General features: G+C 62.3%; 12 protein-coding genes. 5 read left to right on the top strand and 7 right to left on the bottom strand.

Annotation, left to right across the window (positions count from 1 at the left end):
* The first annotated feature begins 6 nt into the window (after positions 1 to 6).
* Together ACR1XV_RS14375 and zapE are read left to right on the top strand one after the other, a co-directional pair.
* On the top strand, positions 7 to 657 hold the full coding sequence (locus tag ACR1XV_RS14375; protein ID WP_480532544.1) for an HAD family hydrolase: 651 nt from the start codon (positions 7 to 9) through the stop codon (positions 655 to 657).
* A gap of 105 nt (positions 658 to 762) precedes the next feature.
* Complete coding sequence (gene zapE, locus ACR1XV_RS14370) at positions 763 to 1,821, top strand: cell division protein ZapE (protein ID WP_480532482.1); 1,059 nt, start codon at positions 763 to 765, stop codon at positions 1,819 to 1,821.
* Positions 1,822 to 1,896: 75 nt separating this feature from the next.
* Here the strand turns inward: zapE and ACR1XV_RS14365 are convergent, their stop codons facing one another.
* From ACR1XV_RS14365 to ACR1XV_RS14350, 4 genes are read right to left on the bottom strand one after another with little or no spacing between them, the layout of a single operon-like run.
* Positions 1,897 to 3,171, bottom strand: a complete 1,275-nt coding sequence (locus ACR1XV_RS14365; protein ID WP_480532480.1) for a bifunctional folylpolyglutamate synthase/dihydrofolate synthase — start codon at positions 3,169 to 3,171, stop codon at positions 1,897 to 1,899.
* Complete coding sequence (gene accD / locus ACR1XV_RS14360) at positions 3,168 to 4,100, bottom strand: acetyl-CoA carboxylase, carboxyltransferase subunit beta (RefSeq protein WP_480532478.1); 933 nt, start codon at positions 4,098 to 4,100, stop codon at positions 3,168 to 3,170. The genes ACR1XV_RS14365 and accD overlap by 4 nt, the downstream gene beginning before the upstream one ends.
* Positions 4,101 to 4,160: 60 nt before the next feature.
* The gene (locus ACR1XV_RS14355) at positions 4,161 to 5,054 is read right to left on the bottom strand and encodes a CPBP family intramembrane glutamic endopeptidase (RefSeq protein WP_480532476.1); all 894 of its coding nucleotides are present in this window, start codon (positions 5,052 to 5,054) and stop codon (positions 4,161 to 4,163) included.
* On the bottom strand, positions 5,044 to 8,139 hold the full coding sequence (locus ACR1XV_RS14350) for an ABC transporter transmembrane domain-containing protein (RefSeq protein ID WP_480532474.1): 3,096 nt from the start codon (positions 8,137 to 8,139) through the stop codon (positions 5,044 to 5,046). Before ACR1XV_RS14350 ends, ACR1XV_RS14355 begins: the two co-directional genes overlap by 11 nt.
* Positions 8,140 to 8,371: 232 nt before the next feature.
* Between ACR1XV_RS14350 and ACR1XV_RS14345 the strand changes: the two genes are divergently transcribed.
* The 3 genes from ACR1XV_RS14345 (at position 8,372) to ACR1XV_RS14335 (ending at position 11,120) form a co-directional block, all read left to right on the top strand.
* Positions 8,372 to 9,133 (top strand): DUF6478 family protein, encoded by a 762-nt coding sequence (locus ACR1XV_RS14345; protein ID WP_480532472.1) that lies wholly within the window; start codon positions 8,372 to 8,374, stop codon positions 9,131 to 9,133.
* Between the two features lie 10 nt (positions 9,134 to 9,143).
* A complete protein-coding gene (locus ACR1XV_RS14340) occupies positions 9,144 to 9,509 on the top strand; it encodes a hypothetical protein (protein WP_480532470.1) in 366 nt (121 codons plus the stop codon).
* A gap of 84 nt (positions 9,510 to 9,593) precedes the next feature.
* The gene (locus ACR1XV_RS14335; protein WP_480532468.1) at positions 9,594 to 11,120 is read left to right on the top strand and encodes an MFS transporter; all 1,527 of its coding nucleotides are present in this window, start codon (positions 9,594 to 9,596) and stop codon (positions 11,118 to 11,120) included.
* Between the two features lie 30 nt (positions 11,121 to 11,150).
* On the opposite strand, the gene ACR1XV_RS14330 is transcribed toward ACR1XV_RS14335, so the two are convergent.
* Genes ACR1XV_RS14330 through gpmI form a run of 3 tightly spaced genes read right to left on the bottom strand, consistent with a single transcriptional unit; the run spans position 11,151 to position 15,142 of the window.
* Positions 11,151 to 12,491 carry a S41 family peptidase gene (locus tag ACR1XV_RS14330; RefSeq protein ID WP_480532466.1) on the bottom strand — a complete coding sequence of 447 codons (1,341 nt, stop codon included), beginning with the start codon at positions 12,489 to 12,491 and terminating at the stop codon, positions 11,151 to 11,153.
* Positions 12,492 to 12,497: 6 nt separating this feature from the next.
* Positions 12,498 to 13,628, bottom strand: a complete 1,131-nt coding sequence (locus tag ACR1XV_RS14325; protein WP_480532464.1) for a murein hydrolase activator EnvC family protein — start codon at positions 13,626 to 13,628, stop codon at positions 12,498 to 12,500.
* Positions 13,625 to 15,142 carry a 2,3-bisphosphoglycerate-independent phosphoglycerate mutase gene (gpmI, locus tag ACR1XV_RS14320; protein ID WP_480532462.1) on the bottom strand — a complete coding sequence of 506 codons (1,518 nt, stop codon included), beginning with the start codon at positions 15,140 to 15,142 and terminating at the stop codon, positions 13,625 to 13,627. The genes ACR1XV_RS14325 and gpmI overlap by 4 nt, the downstream gene beginning before the upstream one ends.
* Between the last annotated feature and the right edge of the window lie 27 nt (positions 15,143 to 15,169).

Raw genomic sequence — 15,169 nt, 5'->3', positions numbered from 1 at the left:
CGCGCGATGCCGATTGACGCCGTTATTTTCGACATTGGAAATGTGCTGATCGAATGGCAGCCCGAGCGGTACTATGACCGGATCATCGGCGAGGACCGCCGCCGCGCGATGTTTGCCGAGGTCGATCTGCACGGGATGAACGATCTGGTCGATCAGGGATATCATTTCACCGACACGATTTACGACTGGGCCGAGAAATACCCTGAATGGCGCGACGAGATCCGCATGTGGCACGACAAGTGGATCGAACTGGCCACGCCCGAGATCCCGCATTCGGTGCATTTGTTGCGAGCCTTGCGGGGCAACGGCGTGCCGGTGTTTGCGCTGACAAATTTCGGAGTGCAGAATTTCGACTATGCCACGACGGTCTACCCGTTTCTAAATGAGTTCGACCGCCAGTATGTCTCGGGCCGGATGAAGGCGGTGAAGCCGCACGCTCCGATCTATGAGATGGTCGAGGCCGATTGTAAGTTGCCGCCCAACACGCTGCTGTTTGCCGATGACAGGTTGGAGAATATCGAGACCGCCCGCGGGCGGGGCTGGCAGGTGCATCATTTTGACGGCCCGCAGGGCTGGGCTGATCGCTTGGTGGCCGAAGGATTGCTGACGACGGCAGAGGCGGCCTGGCCGTCCGGGCAAGATGCCACGCCGGGGTAACTGATCCGACGATGGCGGGACGACGCAAGCCACGGGGCGGCAAAATTGGCTGCTCTGGAAAAGGCTTCTTTTCAAGGCGCGGTCCGGTCGGTATGGCTCGGGGTTATGACGGATGTGATTTCTCTTTATGACGCGCGTATCGCGAACGGGGCGCTGACCCGCGATGATGCGCAGGAGGCGGTGCTGCCCCGGTTCGACCGAATTCGCGCGGCGCTGGCCGAGCCGGTCAGGCGGGGGCTGTTCCGCAAGGCTCCGCCTGCGCCCAAGGGGCTGTACCTGTGGGGCGGTGTCGGGCGCGGCAAGTCGATGCTGATGGATATGTTCGTCGAAACACTGGGCGACATCCCGGCGCGGCGGGTTCATTTTCACGCCTTCATGCAGGAGGTTCATGCTGGGCTGCACGAGGCCCGCGAAAGCGGTGTCGAGGACGCGCTGGCCCCTGTGGCTGAGGCGGTGTTGCGGTCCGTCAGGGTGCTGGCCTTTGACGAGATGCAGATCACCGATATCACCGACGCGATGATCGTCGGTCGGCTTTTCGATATGTTGCACGAGGGTGGGGTCGTGATTGTAACGACTTCGAACCGGCATCCGGACGATCTGTATAAGGACGGCCTGAACCGTCAGCTTTTCCTGCCCTTCATTCAGCATATCAAAGCGCAGCTTGAGGTGTGGGAACTGGTCTCGCCCACCGACTACCGGCAAAACCGGCTGGAAGGGTCGCCGGTCTATTTCACACCCATTGGCCCCGAGGCGCGCGAGAAGATACGGCAAGTCTGGGCGGATCTGTCGGGCGGTCCAGCCGAGCCGCTTTCGCTGCACGTCAAGGGACGCGAGGTGGTTCTGCCTGCGTTCCGCAACGGCGTGGCCCGGGCGTCGTTTTATGATCTGTGCGGGCGGATGCTGGGGCCCGGTGATTATCTGGCAATCGCCGAGGCACTGAAAGTGCTGATCCTTGAGGATGTCCCGCGTTTGTCGCGCAACAATTTCAATGAGGCCAAGCGGTTTGTCATTCTCATTGACGCTCTGTACGAGGCGAAAGTCCGGTTGATCTGTTCGGCGGCGGACGAGCCTGAGATGCTTTACGTTGAGGGTGAGGGAACGTTCGAGTTCGAGCGTACCGCGTCGCGTCTGCGGGAGATGCAGGACAAGGATTGGGGCGTTTAGGGGGCTCTGCCCCCGTCGCCGCGGGCGACTCCCCCGGGATATTTTTGGCCAGATGAAGCTGTGTGGATCCCGTGGTCAGGCGTTTTCGCGCAGGATGTTTCCCGCCAGATAGAGCGAGCCGCAGATCAGGATGCGGGCCTCGGGGGCCGCGTCGGTGATTTTTCCGAGAGCCTCGGCGACGCTGCCTGCGGTCGACGCGGGAAGGTCGACTTTTGCGGCGGCAGCGGCGGTGTCTTCGGCGCTCAGCGTGTTGGCCTCGCCCGGGATCGAGACGGCGGTCAGGGTGGCGGCCTGCGTGGCCAGAGGCGCAAGGTAGCCGGTGACGTCTTTGGTGTTGAGCATACCGCAGATCATATGGGTCGGCTTTTGCGGCAGTTTTGCAAGCACATCCGCCAGTGCGCTTCCGGCGGCGGCGTTGTGTCCGCCGTCCAGCCACAGCTCGGCCTGCGGGGCCTGATCGACCAGCGGGCCGGATCTCAATCGCTGCATCCGGGCGGGCCATTCGGCGCGGGTGACCGCGGCTTCGTAGGCGGCGTCGCCCATTTCCAGATGGCGCAGAACGGCAAGGGCTGCGCCTGCATTCTGGATCTGGTGTGCCCCGAGCAGATTGGGCAGGGGCAGGTCGCGCAGGCCGGTTTCGTCCTGATAGACAAGGCGGCCGTTTTCCTCGTGCACATGCCAGTGCTGGCCGTGTATCAGAAGCGGCGCGCCGAGCCGGGCGGCGGTGTATTCGATGACCTCAAGCGCCTCGTCTTCCTGCGGGCCGACAATGCAGGGCACGCCGGGCTTGATGATCCCGGCCTTTTCGGCGGCGATCTTGCCCAGCGTGTTGCCGAGGAACTGTTCGTGGTCGATCGAGACCGGGGTGATTACCGTCACTTCGGGCTGCGCGATCACGTTGGTCGCGTCGAGACGCCCGCCCAAACCCACCTCGAGCAACGTGTAGTCAGCCTTGGTGCGGGAAAAGGCCAGCAATGCGGCGCAGGTCGTGATTTCGAAATAGGTAATGTTCTCGCCACCATTGGCGGCGTAGCATTCGTCGAGAACTGCGGTCAGGGCGGGTTCCGAGATCAGCGTGCCGGCCAGCCGGATACGTTCGTGAAACCGCGCCAGATGGGGCGAGGTATATGCATGGGCCGAGCGCCCTGCCCCTTCGAGCCCCGCGCGGATCATCGCCTGCGTCGAACCTTTGCCATTGGTTCCGGCGATGTGGATCACCGGCGGCAGCCTGAGCTGCGGATTGTCGAGCGCTTCCAGCAAACGCCAGACACGGTCCAGGGTCAGATCGATGATCTTGGGGTGCAGCGCCATCATCCGGTCGAGGATGATGTCCGAGCTTTGGCTGGTCATTTCTCGCCTGCGTCCTCGGCGGGGGCTTCGTTTGCCGGGGTTTCCGGCTTGGGCGCAGGCAGATCGCCTTTCACCGCCGGGGGCTGGTTCATCAGCATGCGGGTGATGGTGATCAATTCATCGCGCATCTCGGTGCGTTTGGTCACGCGGTCGAGCATCCCGTGATCCAGCAGGTATTCGGCGCGCTGGAAGCCTTCGGGCAGTTTTTCGCGAATGGTTTGCTCGATCACGCGCGGTCCGGCGAAGCAGATCAAAGCGTTGGGTTCCGAGATATGCACATCGCCCAGCATCGCATATGAGGCGGTGACGCCGCCCGTGGTCGGGTGGGTCAAGACGACGATATAGGGCAGGTTTGCCTCTTTCAGCATCTCGATTGCGACGGTGGTCCGCGGCATTTGCATCAGGCTGAGGATGCCTTCCTGCATCCGCGCACCGCCCGCTGCTGAAAACAGGATCAGCGGGCGTTTCAGCTTTACCGCCTCTTGGGCGGCGGCGATGATCGCATTGCCGACATACATGCCCATCGACCCGCCCATGAACGAGAAATCCTGCGCCGCGGCCACGATGGGCGTGCGCCCGATCTCGCCCGAGGCGACCAGCATCGCCTCTTTCTCGCCGGTCTTTTTCTGAGCGGCCTTCATCCGGTCGGGATATTTCTTCTGATCCCGGAACTGCAGCGGGTCGTCTTTAGGTGCGGGCACCGCGACTTCGGTGAAGATGCCGCCGTCGAACAGGTGGCTGAACCGGTCGCGTGGGGTGATCGCCATGTGGTGGTCGCACTGGGTGCAGACATTCTGGTTCTCGGCCAGCTCGCGGTGAAACAGCATCGTTCCGCACTCACCACATTTGTGCCAAAGATTTTCGGGCACTTCGCGGCGTGAGAAGATCGAGTTGATCCGGGGGCGGACGTAGTTTGTGATCCAGTTCATGTCGGAACCTTGGCTAGAGCGGCGTTGACGTCAAATAAGACGCCGGCGCGGGAATTGCAATCAGCGCCTGAGGGTCAGACGCGCGACCAGCCACCCTACGAGCATCAGCGCCATGTCGACCAGCAACCAGGGACGGATGGCCTGCGTGTCCGAGGCCTCGTATGGCAGGTGGTAAAGTGCCAGACCGCTCAGGTTGTCGGGCAGCGATATGATCAGCAGGGCGGTGACATTGTTGAAGAAATGCAGGGCGGTGGCCGGTCCGAGGGTTCCGGCCCGGGCAGTCAGGTCGGCGGTCAGGACGCCGAAGACCAGTGCCCAGATGGCGATCAGAAGGGCGTTATCCCCGGCGATTGCCGGATTGTAATGCCCGGCTGCAAACAGCACCGAAGGCAGGCCGATCCAGATCAGCGGGGATCGGAAGCGTGCCGCCAGACCCTGCTGCAGGTAGCCCCGGAACAGGATTTCCTCGGCGCTGGTCTGAATCAGGACGGCGACCAATGACAAGGGCAAGAGGATCAACCAGCGGGACAGGGGCAGATTGGCGACCACCGGCCCGCCCAGATCATAGGGGGGTAACAGGATCAGAACCGCTCCCAGCGCGATCAATGCCCGCAGGACCCGCCAGAACTGCCGCAGGGCAACCGCCTGTGGCCCGATCACCGTAATCAGTGCGCGGCGCTGCATCAAGCGCGCGGCAAGCGCGACCCCCAGCGTGACAAAGATGAAGCTGGCCAGAACGACCAGCAGCGCGGCCGGGGATGATCCGGTCAGAAAGGTGCTGGCCCATTCGGCTGAGCCGAGGCTGGCAATCGCCGTGAACAGGACGGTGTTCAGTGCCAAGACGACCACCGCAACGACCGCGAGACCGATGATCAGGCGCCACAGCTCTGGCGATCTCCGGGCCTCGGTCAGCAGCACCTGATGCGGATCATAGGCGCGCGTTTCAGGTCTCATGGTCTGGACCGGCGGGGGCGGAGCTTGCGGTTTCTCTGGCCGCGGCATTCGGGGCGCGCAGGCGCTCGGCGGCGGATGTCAGATAGCCCGCGACGGTCTGAAGCAATTGCATTGCCACACCCGCGTCGCTTTCGATCACGGCGCGCAGCTCTTCGGCTCCGATCCGCAGGAAGGCGCAATCAGTGGTGGCGACCAGATCCAGCTGGCGGGGTTCATTGGTGATGATTGCCAAATCGCCGATCAACCGCCCCGGTTCAACGGTCGAGAGGGATTCGACCTCGTCCTTCTCGTTCAGCCAGTTCAGGCTGGCCTCGCCCGAGATGCACAGATAGGCCGCATCCGGGGCCTGCCCTTTGGCAAATATGGTTTGCCCCGCCGCAGCCTCGTACCATTGCGCCGAGAAGGCCAGCAGCCGCTGGTTGCGGCCGTCCAGGCGCGAGAACAGCTCGGTTGAGGAAATGATCTTGAGCTTGCGGCTCAGGTCGTCCGACGCACCATCACCGGTATCGGCCCGCACGCGAGAGACACCGTCGATCCGGCCATCCTTGACCTCGACGAACAGGTCGTAGGCTTCGGGATGGGCAAAGTGATCCTCCATGAAGATCATGACCGAGTCGGGCAGCAATTCACGCAGTTTCAGCCGCGTCCGCAGGCGGCTTTCGGAATCGTGGCTGGCCAGCGCCTTGTCGAGGATCAGGATATCAGGTCGCTTGATCCCGGCGCGCGAAAACGCGGCGCGTTCCTGAAATACCGTCGGCAGGTTGTTTCCGCCCAGCCCCGAAGGCAGGTCGTAGATGATTGCCGCCGCGCGGCGGCGCAATCCGGCTTCGTTCAGCACTTCGGCCACCAGATCCTCGATCTCTTCGGCATGGGCGCCTGCCATGATCGACACCCGGCCATAGAGCGCGTTTTCCATCGCGGTCAGCCGTGGCACGTAGAGATCGGGCGACACCGGTACGAACATCCCGCCCATCGCGCTGCGCAGCCTGTCGGCTTGACTGTGGCGGATCGACAGGATCTTGTCCTTGTAACGCTCGGGGAAGCTGGGGCCGATCTGCTCGGCGGTCAGCATGAACGGGACCGTCAGCAACAGGGCGCGGTCCTGATCGCTGATCGCGTCGTCGCCTTTGGTCTTGCGCTGTTCCTCGATATCCAGCAGGCGGTGATACATCTCTTTCGACATGCCCAGCCGCAGGAATAGCGGGTGATCCGCGCCGTCGCGCCCGAAGGTCTGGTTCAGCGTGTTAAGCACCGCCCGCGCGATGCTGAGCGCATCATCATCCAGCTCATGCGCCGTCAGCATCGACAGGAACCGCCCGTCACCGGCCAGCAGGTCAGGGGCGATGTTGCGTGATGGCGAGGCAAACAGCAGGTTGCCGCCCAGCGGCACCGCCGGATTGAACCGGTCGGGGTCAAAGCGATAGACATACTGGTCCAGCCCGCGTTCCTTCAGGCGGGTGGCGACCGTGTCGCGCAGGTTGACGATTTCCTGCGCCAGAACCGGATGGACCTTGGGGTCGAATTGTGACCGCAGGGTGCGGCGGAACATGAATTCGTCAATGCCCATCGCTTCGACCAGCTGGAACCACCAGTCGCGGATGTCCTCGATATCCTCCAGCCCGGCCAGACCCGGATCGATCCACTCGTCGTCAAGCGAATCCGGCGGGTTCCCGGCCCGGACCGCCTCGATCTGGCGGCGCGAGGGAACCCGCAGCGCCTCGGCCTCGTGCTGTGGACCGGTACGCAGCGGCATCAGCAGGTTGTCGCCCAGCGTGCCGTCAAACAGATAGGGCCGTGAATAGGCATAGCCGATCCGCGCAGCGATCACAGATTGATGCAGGTCGTTCAGATTATGGCCGGCCATGACGACCTCGCCCTGGACCGGCAGCAATTCGCGGGTCAGCAGCTGCGCCAGAGCGCTGCGTTCCGACGCATGGGTTGACTGGATCGCAACCCGGGCGCCGCGGGGAATGGTCAGATCGATATCTTCAAGGATCGTCTTGCCGTCATCGTCGCGGACGGTCACGTTGCGCAGCTCGATATCGCCCGTCAGGCGCGGGATGGTTTCGGGAACGCCTTCGAACAGATGTTCGGGGATCATGTTCGACGGAGCAAACCGCTCGGTCACGATTTCCCACCGCAGCGACATATCCTGAACCTGATTGTAATAGGTCAGAAGGTCCTTCCATGGGCCGCTGAGGTCTTTGTAGGCCCCAAGCGCCGCCACCAGCGCGCCCACCGTCACCTCACCCGTGATCGCCAGATAGCCGCCCACCGAATAGAACAGGAACGGCGTCATCTGAGTGATCAGATTGTTGAGGAATTTCATGAAGAATTTCTTGTTGTAGATCTTGAACCGGATCTCGAACAAGGTGCCCAGACGGTGACTGAACTGCGCCAGCCGGTAGCGCCAGCCGCCATTGGTGCGCAGATCGCTGATGCCCGCCGCACTTTCACCGATTTCCGAGCTAAGCTGGCGCACCTCTTGAATGCGGTCCTTGTTCAGCAGGTTGATCTGACGCTGCAACTTGGGGATCAGCCACGCCTGCAGTGGGATCAGGGCGATGCTGGCCAGCCCGAACCAGACGCTTTGCATGAACAGGAAGGTGACGATGGTCATCATCTGCCCGAACTGAAACACCGGCTGCGCGATGGCATCGCCCATCAGCCCGCCCATCGGCTCGGCCTCGGAGGTAATCATCGACACCAACTCACCCTGGCTGGTGGTGGCGAAATAGGATTTCGGGAACCGCATCGACCGGCTGATCAGGGTAAAGCGCAGACGGCGCAGCATCCGTTCGGCCAGAATGCCCTTCATGGTGTTGATGCGCATCTTCATCAAGCCGCTGGCGATCACGGTGCCCAGAAAGGCAAAGCACAGGATCAGCAGGTACTGCACCTGGCTTACCGTGATTCCCAGCACCGTCACCGTATCCGCGGGCGCACCGATGGCGTCGTTGATGATCTGCTTGGGCAACTCAAGCGAGGCATAGAGAAACGGAAACGACAGAACCGTCAGCGCCAGCAGAACCAGTTGCTGCTTCTTCGAATATTTCCAGATGAATGAAAATAGGGTGGATTCCATGGCCCTGCCTCACCGTGACATTGAATCGTCTGGGGTAGATGCGGATCGCCCACGCAACCAGAACGCCGAAGTTACGCCCGGGCGGGACCTATTGCAAGAATGCTCAATCCTCGGGCTGCGCTAAATCCGGCGGTTGTTCATCTTTGGGAAAAAATGCCGGGCTAAGGTCGGACCGGGTTTGTCCCTCGCCCGGTCTTTGGCTAAAGAGGGGGCAGTTTCGGATATTGGGGCGATGGGCAGACTTCTGGACCTTTATATTCAGCGCAAGGTGCTGGCCCGTTGGGGCCGTGCCGCGCAGCAGGCCGACCAGACCGCGCCGCCCCAGCTGCGGCATCAGCGGGATGAAGCGCGCCAGTTGCGGGCGCTTTTGGATCAGGTCGTGCAGAAGGCTGATGGTCGTCTGACCCGCCCCCTGATCGGCTCGAACCAGTTTTCTAGGCCGCAGGGCACGGACTGGTCGTGGAGGCCCGATCTGTGGCGGGGTCCGCTGGCCCGCAGGGGGTTGGCATCGCCCGCGCGCAAGGCGCGACTGGATGGGCAGGTGACGCTGTTTCACGACTGCGACCGTGCCGAGATCGCCGCGCAGCAGGTGCGCAACCGCCGCGACAAGGATCTGGCCCCTTTCAGCCTTGTGATCGAGGCGTTCGATTTCCGCGGCTCTTTTCTGTCGCTGTCCGTAGAGCTGCCCGCTGACGCCGCCTTGTCGCTGACCCGGCAACACCTGATGCGGGTTGAGGCGTTGGTCGAGGCCGAACGCCCGACCACCGTGTTCGCGCGGCTCAATATCCAGCATGGCCCCAACACCGAGCAGGTCCTGCGCGAGTTTGACCTGAGGCAGCCCGCTGCGGCGGTGGATTTCGATCTGGCGCATCTGGATCTTAACGAGCGGCGGGTCGAAAAGCTGTGGCTGGATGTGATTCTGGACGATCCGTCCATGAACCGGGTTCTTCTGCGCGACCTGACCTTCTGCCGCTATCACCGGGCCGATCTGTAAGAGGCATCCCATGACCCAAGCAACGCTGACCCCGATCCGCTTTGAAAACGCCCTGTGGGAGGGTCACGTCTCGGCCACGGAACAACCACAGATCGAAGCCCTGTATCTGGGAGAGCCCCTGCCCGATGTTGAGCTGCGACCCGCCGCCGACGGCTGGTCCTTGCACATTCCGGTGCCGGTCGCGGCCCTGTCCGAGGGGGTCCACTCGGTGGTCATCCGCGATGTCACGACCGATCTGAAACTGGGTGATTTCACCATCATAGCGGGCCAACCCGCCGCCGATGACCTGAGGGCCGAGCTTGCGCTGCTGCGCGCCGAATTGGATATGCTCAAGCGGGCATTTCGCCGATCTCAGACCTCTGACAAGCAGGGCTGAAACGGGGCGGCGCGGGAATTTTCCTATCTTTTCAGCCCTATCCGTGCATCATTGAAGCATTCCGACATGACCGGGGGGGCTTCCATGGACCGCAACAGCATCGTAAAGGTCATCGCCCTGATGATCACGGGCTTTGGGATCGGCATTGATTTCACCGGGGCCCTGATGCTGGTCCCGGCGATTGAGAACAGCTTTGACGCGGATATCACCAGCACCCAATGGGTTCTGAACATCTATGCTCTGTTCTTTGCGATGACCATGGTGGCCGGCGGGCGGCTGGGGGATATGTATGGCCACCGCAAGGTGATGATCATCGGCCTGTCGATCTTCCTGTTTGCCTCGGTCCTGTGCTTTGTCTCACCCGGTCTGGACTATCTCATCGGCGCGCGGGCGCTGCAGGGGATCGGTGCGGGTTGTGTCTGGCCCTGCACGCTCGCCTTCGGGGCCACAAAGGTTTCAAAGCCAGAGCACCGGGCGCTGGTGATGGGGCTTATTCTGGCAGGCGTGACAACGGGCAATGTCTTTGGCCCGATGATCAGCGGCGCGGTGGTTAACTTCGGCGACTGGCGGCTGTTCTTCCTGGCCAATGTGCTGTTCTCCTGCATTTCGATGGCCACCGCGATCCTGCTGATGGAGCGCGAGACCGAGCACAAGAAAGGCGAGCATATCGACTTTGCCGGTATGGGCATCCTGTCCTTTGCGGTTCTGCTGCTGCTCTACGGCCTCGACGTGGGGGCTGACTGGGGCTGGACCTCGGTCCCGCTGCTGCTGCTGTTCTTCGTCAGCGCGGTGCTGTTTTTCCTGTTCCCGAGGGTCGAAAAACGCGTCAAGGAACCTCTGCTGTTGCCCCAGCTGATGCAGAACCGAGAGTTTCTGATCACGCTCGGCCTGAATATGTTCAACGTCTCGGCGGCCTTTGTCGCCCTGCTGTATTTTCCGCAATATATGCAAAAGGTGCTTGGCTGGTCGGTGTTCCAGTCTGCCTTGGGTCTGGCCCCGCTGACGGTCCTGCTGGCGGTGGGGTCGATTGTTTCGGGGACGCTTTATAATGATTTTGGCCCAAAGCGGTTGCTGTTTTGGGGCTATCTCTGCGCCACCATCGGCGCGGCGAGCGTGGTGATCTTGCCTGAAGGCTGGGGGTATTTTCAGATATTGCCCGGCATGGCCCTGATGGGGCTGGGCGCGACGCTGACCGTTGGCCCTTCGGGTACGGCGGCGGTCTGCGCGGTCAAGCCCGAACGCGCCGGACTGGTGGGCGGGCTCAGCTTCATGACGAACCTTGTTTATGGTGCCATCTCGGTCGCTGGTGCGACGGCGGTCATGTATGTGGTCAGCCTGTCCAGCCTGCGTGATAATCTTGCTGCCGCCGGGATCACGATGTCGGGGGCGGATCAGAAAGCGATCAATGGGGGCACGCTCACGACCGAGTCTGCAAAGGCCGTGCTGCAAAAGCTTGGGCCGGGTGAGACCGAAAAGGTCAAGGCCGCCATCGCGGCGGCCTTTGATAGCGGTATGAATATGGCCTTCGTCTTTGCGACGATTTCGGTGTCGTTAGGGATCGTCCTTGCCCTGATGCTGGACGAAAAGAAACTGCACAAAGTCGAAGGCTGACGGGGTCGCGGAACACGCGACCCCTGCGGGTTATTGCGACGGTCCTGCCGGGTTGAACGCCGACAGACCCTTGAGGATGTCGATGGCATAGGCCAGCTGATAATCCTGCTCGCGCAGCTCAGCGGTTGCTTCGGCCTTGGCGCGGTCTTCCTCGATCTGGCGGATTTCATCTTCGCTGAGGCTGTCATTGTTCAGACTGCCGCGCAGATCGGCCTCGGACCGGGTGCGGGCATTGTCTTCTTCCTCATCCGTCGCAGGGGCCGGGCGGGGCTGTTCCACGATGATATCCGGGCTGACGCCAAGCGCCTGAATCGAACGGCCAGACGGGGTGTAATAGCGCGAGGTGGTCAGACGCATCGCCCCATCGCCGCGCAAGGGCATCACGGTCTGGACCGAGCCTTTGCCAAAGCTTTTGGTACCCACAACAATCGCGCGGTGATGGTCCTGCAGGGCACCGGCCACGATCTCGGAGGCCGAAGCCGAGCCGCCATTGATTAGAACAACAATAGGCTTCCCGCCGGTCAGATCGCCCGCTGTGGCGTTGAACCGCTCTCCGTCCGCGGGATTGCGGCCTCGGGTCGAGACAATCTCGCCCTCGTCCAGAAACGCATCCGACACCTTGATGGCCTGGGTCAGCAGACCGCCGGGGTTGTTGCGCAGGTCCAGCACGATGCCGTTGACGTTTTCGATGCCGCCCGCTTCTTCGATCTGCTTCTCAAGCCCTTCCTTGAGGTTGGGATAGGTCTGGTCGTTGAAGGTGGTCACGCGCAGCACCACGCTTGTGCCCTCGGTCCGGGCGCGCACAGCGGTCAGTTTGATCGTGTCACGGATTATGGTGACGTCGAACGGTTCCTGTTCGCCCTCACGCACCACGGTGATCACGATTTCCGAGCCCACGGGCCCGCGCATCAGGTCAACCGCCTTGTCCAGTGTCAGGCCCAGAATGCTTTCGCCATCCACATGGGTGATGAAATCGCCCGCTTCGATCCCGGCCTCGTCCGCCGGGGTGTCATCGATGGGCGAGACGACCTTGACAAAGCCCTCCTCCTGCGTGACTTCGATGCCCAGCCCGCCGAACTCGCCGCGCGTCTGCACGCGCATCTGTTCTGCATCGTCGGGTGACAGGTAGCTGGAATGCGGGTCAAGCGAGGTCAGCATTCCATCGATTGCCGCCTCGATCAGTTCCTCGGTTTCGACTTCCTCGACATATTGCGCACGGATGCGTTCGAAGATGTCGCCAAACAGGTCCAGTTGCTCGTAGACACTTGCCTTGCTTTCCGCCTCCTGCGCCAGCAAGGGGCCCGCGATCTGAGTGGTTGCGATAATCCCTGCCACGGTGCCGGCCAGACCGGCCATCACAAATTTCTTCATACTCGTTTATCCATCCTTATCCGTGCGGAACCAGTCGTCCGGGTCCACGGGGCTGTTGTCTTGTCTTACCTCTATATAGAGCGTTTCTGACCGATCAGTTCCAGTGCCATCACCGCTTGTTGACATAATAGCGCCGATTCCGGGGGTTTCGCCGGGCATCAGACCGACCGGAGTGCCCTCTGGGATCACCTGCCCGGCCTGACCATAGACCTCTTGCAGGCCCGAAAACACAAAAAGCAGCCCGGGCTGAGGTTCAAGGATCACCAGATTCCCCAGATCCAGCAACGGTCCACGATAGCGGATCGTCGCGGCGGTGGGCGACACCACAAGGGCGCGCGGGCGAGTGCCCAGGACCAGACCGGGGCGTGTGACCCCTGCCGCATCCGTCTCACCGGCCCGATGCAAGACAATGCCCTGCGTTGGCAGCGCGATCTGGCCCTTTAGGTCGCTCACGTTGGCATTTGTCTCGGCAATCTCACCGTCCGAGATTTCGGACAGACCGCTGGCGAACCCGTCCAGCGTTTCGGTCGACGAAATCAGGATCGCGGTGCGCACCGGGTCCTCGACAAAGCGGCGCGGCAGGTCGGTGCGGTCGGCAATGGCCTCGCTGAGTTGTGTGCGGGCGTCCTGCACGCCAGTCAGACCCTCGGTCAGCGTGTCAGCGGCGCTTTGTTGCAGTTGCCGCAGCGTCTGCACCTCTTGCAGATCAGCTGCCAGGGCGCGGGCCTGTGCGTTCAGGCCAGGGGTGACCTCGGACAGCATCATGCCCGTCCGCGCGGCCCCCAGCGGCCCTGAAGGATGCAGCATCAGCACCGGAGGCGCGGTCGTTTCGATGGTCTGCAACACACCCAGCAGCTGCGCCACATCCTGTTCGCGGGCCTGCAACTCGGCGCTCAGTTGCGCCTCGCGCAGGGTGGCGCGGCGCAGACCGTCGCGCATGGCGGCGAGCCCGGCCTCATAGGCCTGTATCGTCTCGGTCAGGGCGCGCACCCTATCGCGGGCGCTGTCTGCGTCGGTCAGGGCGATCGAAGCTTGCTCGAGCATTTGCGCCGCCTGCAACGCAGCCTCGGAAGGGCTTTGCTGCGCCATTGCGGACCATGGCCAGAGCAGGGTCAGGCAGAGCCAGAACGCCCTCATTTCAGCAGGCTTTCTCCGGTCATTTCCGGCGGTACGGGCAGGTTCATAAGCTGTAACAGCGTCGGGGCCAGATCGGCCAACCGCCCGTTGCGCAGCCCTGCCCCTTTGGGCCCGCCGACCAGAGCCACAGGGACGGGGTTCAGGGTGTGTGCCGTGTGCGGGCCGCCGGTTTCGGGATCGACCATCATCTCGCAATTGCCGTGATCGGCGGTCACGATCATCGCGCCACCGACCTGCCGCAGCGCCTCAACCACCTGCGCCAGACCCTGATCCACCGCCTCGCAAGCCTTGATCGCCGCCTGCAGATCGCCGGAATGACCCACCATATCGGGGTTGGCATAGTTGGTGACGATCAGATCATAGCCCTCATGGATCGCCCGAACGAATGCCTCTGTCACCTCGGCCGAGGACATCTCTGGCTGCAGATCATACGTCGCCACTTTGGGCGATTTCGGCATATGGCGATGCTCGCCCCCCTCGGGCTGCTCTTTGCCGCCGTTCAGGAAGAAGGTGACATGAGGGTATTTCTCGGTCTCGGCCAGTCGGAACTGGCGCAGGCCTTGCTTGGCGACCCATTCACCCAGCGTGTTCACGATATCCCGTTTGGGGAAGACCGTGGTCATATAGGCGTTGTGACCATCGGAATACTCGACCATGCCCAGCAGCGCCGACAATTGCGGACGCGAACCGGTGCCGAAATCGGCAAAACCGGGCTCACCTATGGCGCGCAGAATCTCGCGGGCGCGGTCGGCGCGGAAGTTCAGGCAAAAGAACCCGTCGCCGTCTTTCAGGCCCGCGTATCCCTCAAGCACCGTGGGCGCGATGAACTCGTCGGTTTCGGATTGGTTATAGGCATGATCCACCGCGAAATGGGCGGTGTTTTCCACCCTGCCCTGCGCTTCGATCATGGCGTTATAAGCTTCGGCCACGCGATCCCAGCGGTTGTCGCGGTCCATGGCAAAGTAACGTCCGCAGACGGTGGCGATCTTTGCGCCGTCGGGCAGCCGGTCTTCCAACTCTGCGATGTAGGTGAATGCCGATTTCGGGGCCACATCGCGCCCATCGGTAATCGCGTGCAACGCCACCGGAACGCCCGCATCGGTGATGGCCTTGGCAGCGGCCACGATATGATCCAGATGCCCGTGCACCCCGCCATCCGAGACCAGCCCCATCAGATGCGCCGTACCGCCTGTGGCTTTGACCTTGGCGATGAAATCCTGCAGCGCGTTGTTGTCAAAGAATGAACCGTCTTCGATGGCCAGATCGATCTGCCCCAGATCCATCGCCACAACGCGCCCTGCCCCGATATTGGTGTGGCCAACCTCGGAATTGCCCATCTGGCCGCTGGGTAGACCCACATCCGGCCCGTGCGTGATCAACTGCGCATGGGGACCTTCCGCCATGATCGCATCGAAGGTCGGCGTGTTGGCCAGATGCGGCGCGTTGGCGGTTGTGTCATCCGACAGGCCCCAGCCATCGAGGATGCACAGAACAACGGGTTTGGGGGCGGTCATGAAAACTCTCCGAGTGCGGTGTTGCCA

It is taken from the genome of Ruegeria sp. AD2(2025), assembly GCF_056542385.1.
This window is presented reverse-complemented; position numbering and strand designations above follow the sequence as displayed.

Excerpts from the sequence above, each read along its gene's own strand:
- ACR1XV_RS14350 (WP_480532474.1), bottom strand. The coding sequence starts at position 8,139 with ATGGAATCCACCCTATTTTCATTCATCTGGAAATATTCGAAGAAGCAG.
- ACR1XV_RS14365 (WP_480532480.1), bottom strand. The coding sequence starts at position 3,171 with ATGACCAGCCAAAGCTCGGACATCATCCTCGACCGGATGATGGCGCTG.
- ACR1XV_RS14345 (WP_480532472.1), top strand. The coding sequence starts at position 8,372 with ATGGGCAGACTTCTGGACCTTTATATTCAGCGCAAGGTGCTGGCCCGT.
- gpmI (WP_480532462.1), bottom strand. The coding sequence starts at position 15,142 with ATGACCGCCCCCAAACCCGTTGTTCTGTGCATCCTCGATGGCTGGGGC.
- ACR1XV_RS14340 (WP_480532470.1), top strand. The coding sequence starts at position 9,144 with ATGACCCAAGCAACGCTGACCCCGATCCGCTTTGAAAACGCCCTGTGG.
- ACR1XV_RS14325 (WP_480532464.1), bottom strand. The coding sequence starts at position 13,628 with ATGAGGGCGTTCTGGCTCTGCCTGACCCTGCTCTGGCCATGGTCCGCA.
- ACR1XV_RS14335 (WP_480532468.1), top strand. The coding sequence starts at position 9,594 with ATGGACCGCAACAGCATCGTAAAGGTCATCGCCCTGATGATCACGGGC.
- zapE (WP_480532482.1), top strand. The coding sequence starts at position 763 with ATGACGGATGTGATTTCTCTTTATGACGCGCGTATCGCGAACGGGGCG.
- ACR1XV_RS14375 (WP_480532544.1), top strand. The coding sequence starts at position 7 with ATGCCGATTGACGCCGTTATTTTCGACATTGGAAATGTGCTGATCGAA.
- ACR1XV_RS14330 (WP_480532466.1), bottom strand. The coding sequence starts at position 12,491 with ATGAAGAAATTTGTGATGGCCGGTCTGGCCGGCACCGTGGCAGGGATT.
- accD (WP_480532478.1), bottom strand. The coding sequence starts at position 4,100 with ATGAACTGGATCACAAACTACGTCCGCCCCCGGATCAACTCGATCTTC.
- ACR1XV_RS14355 (WP_480532476.1), bottom strand. The coding sequence starts at position 5,054 with ATGAGACCTGAAACGCGCGCCTATGATCCGCATCAGGTGCTGCTGACC.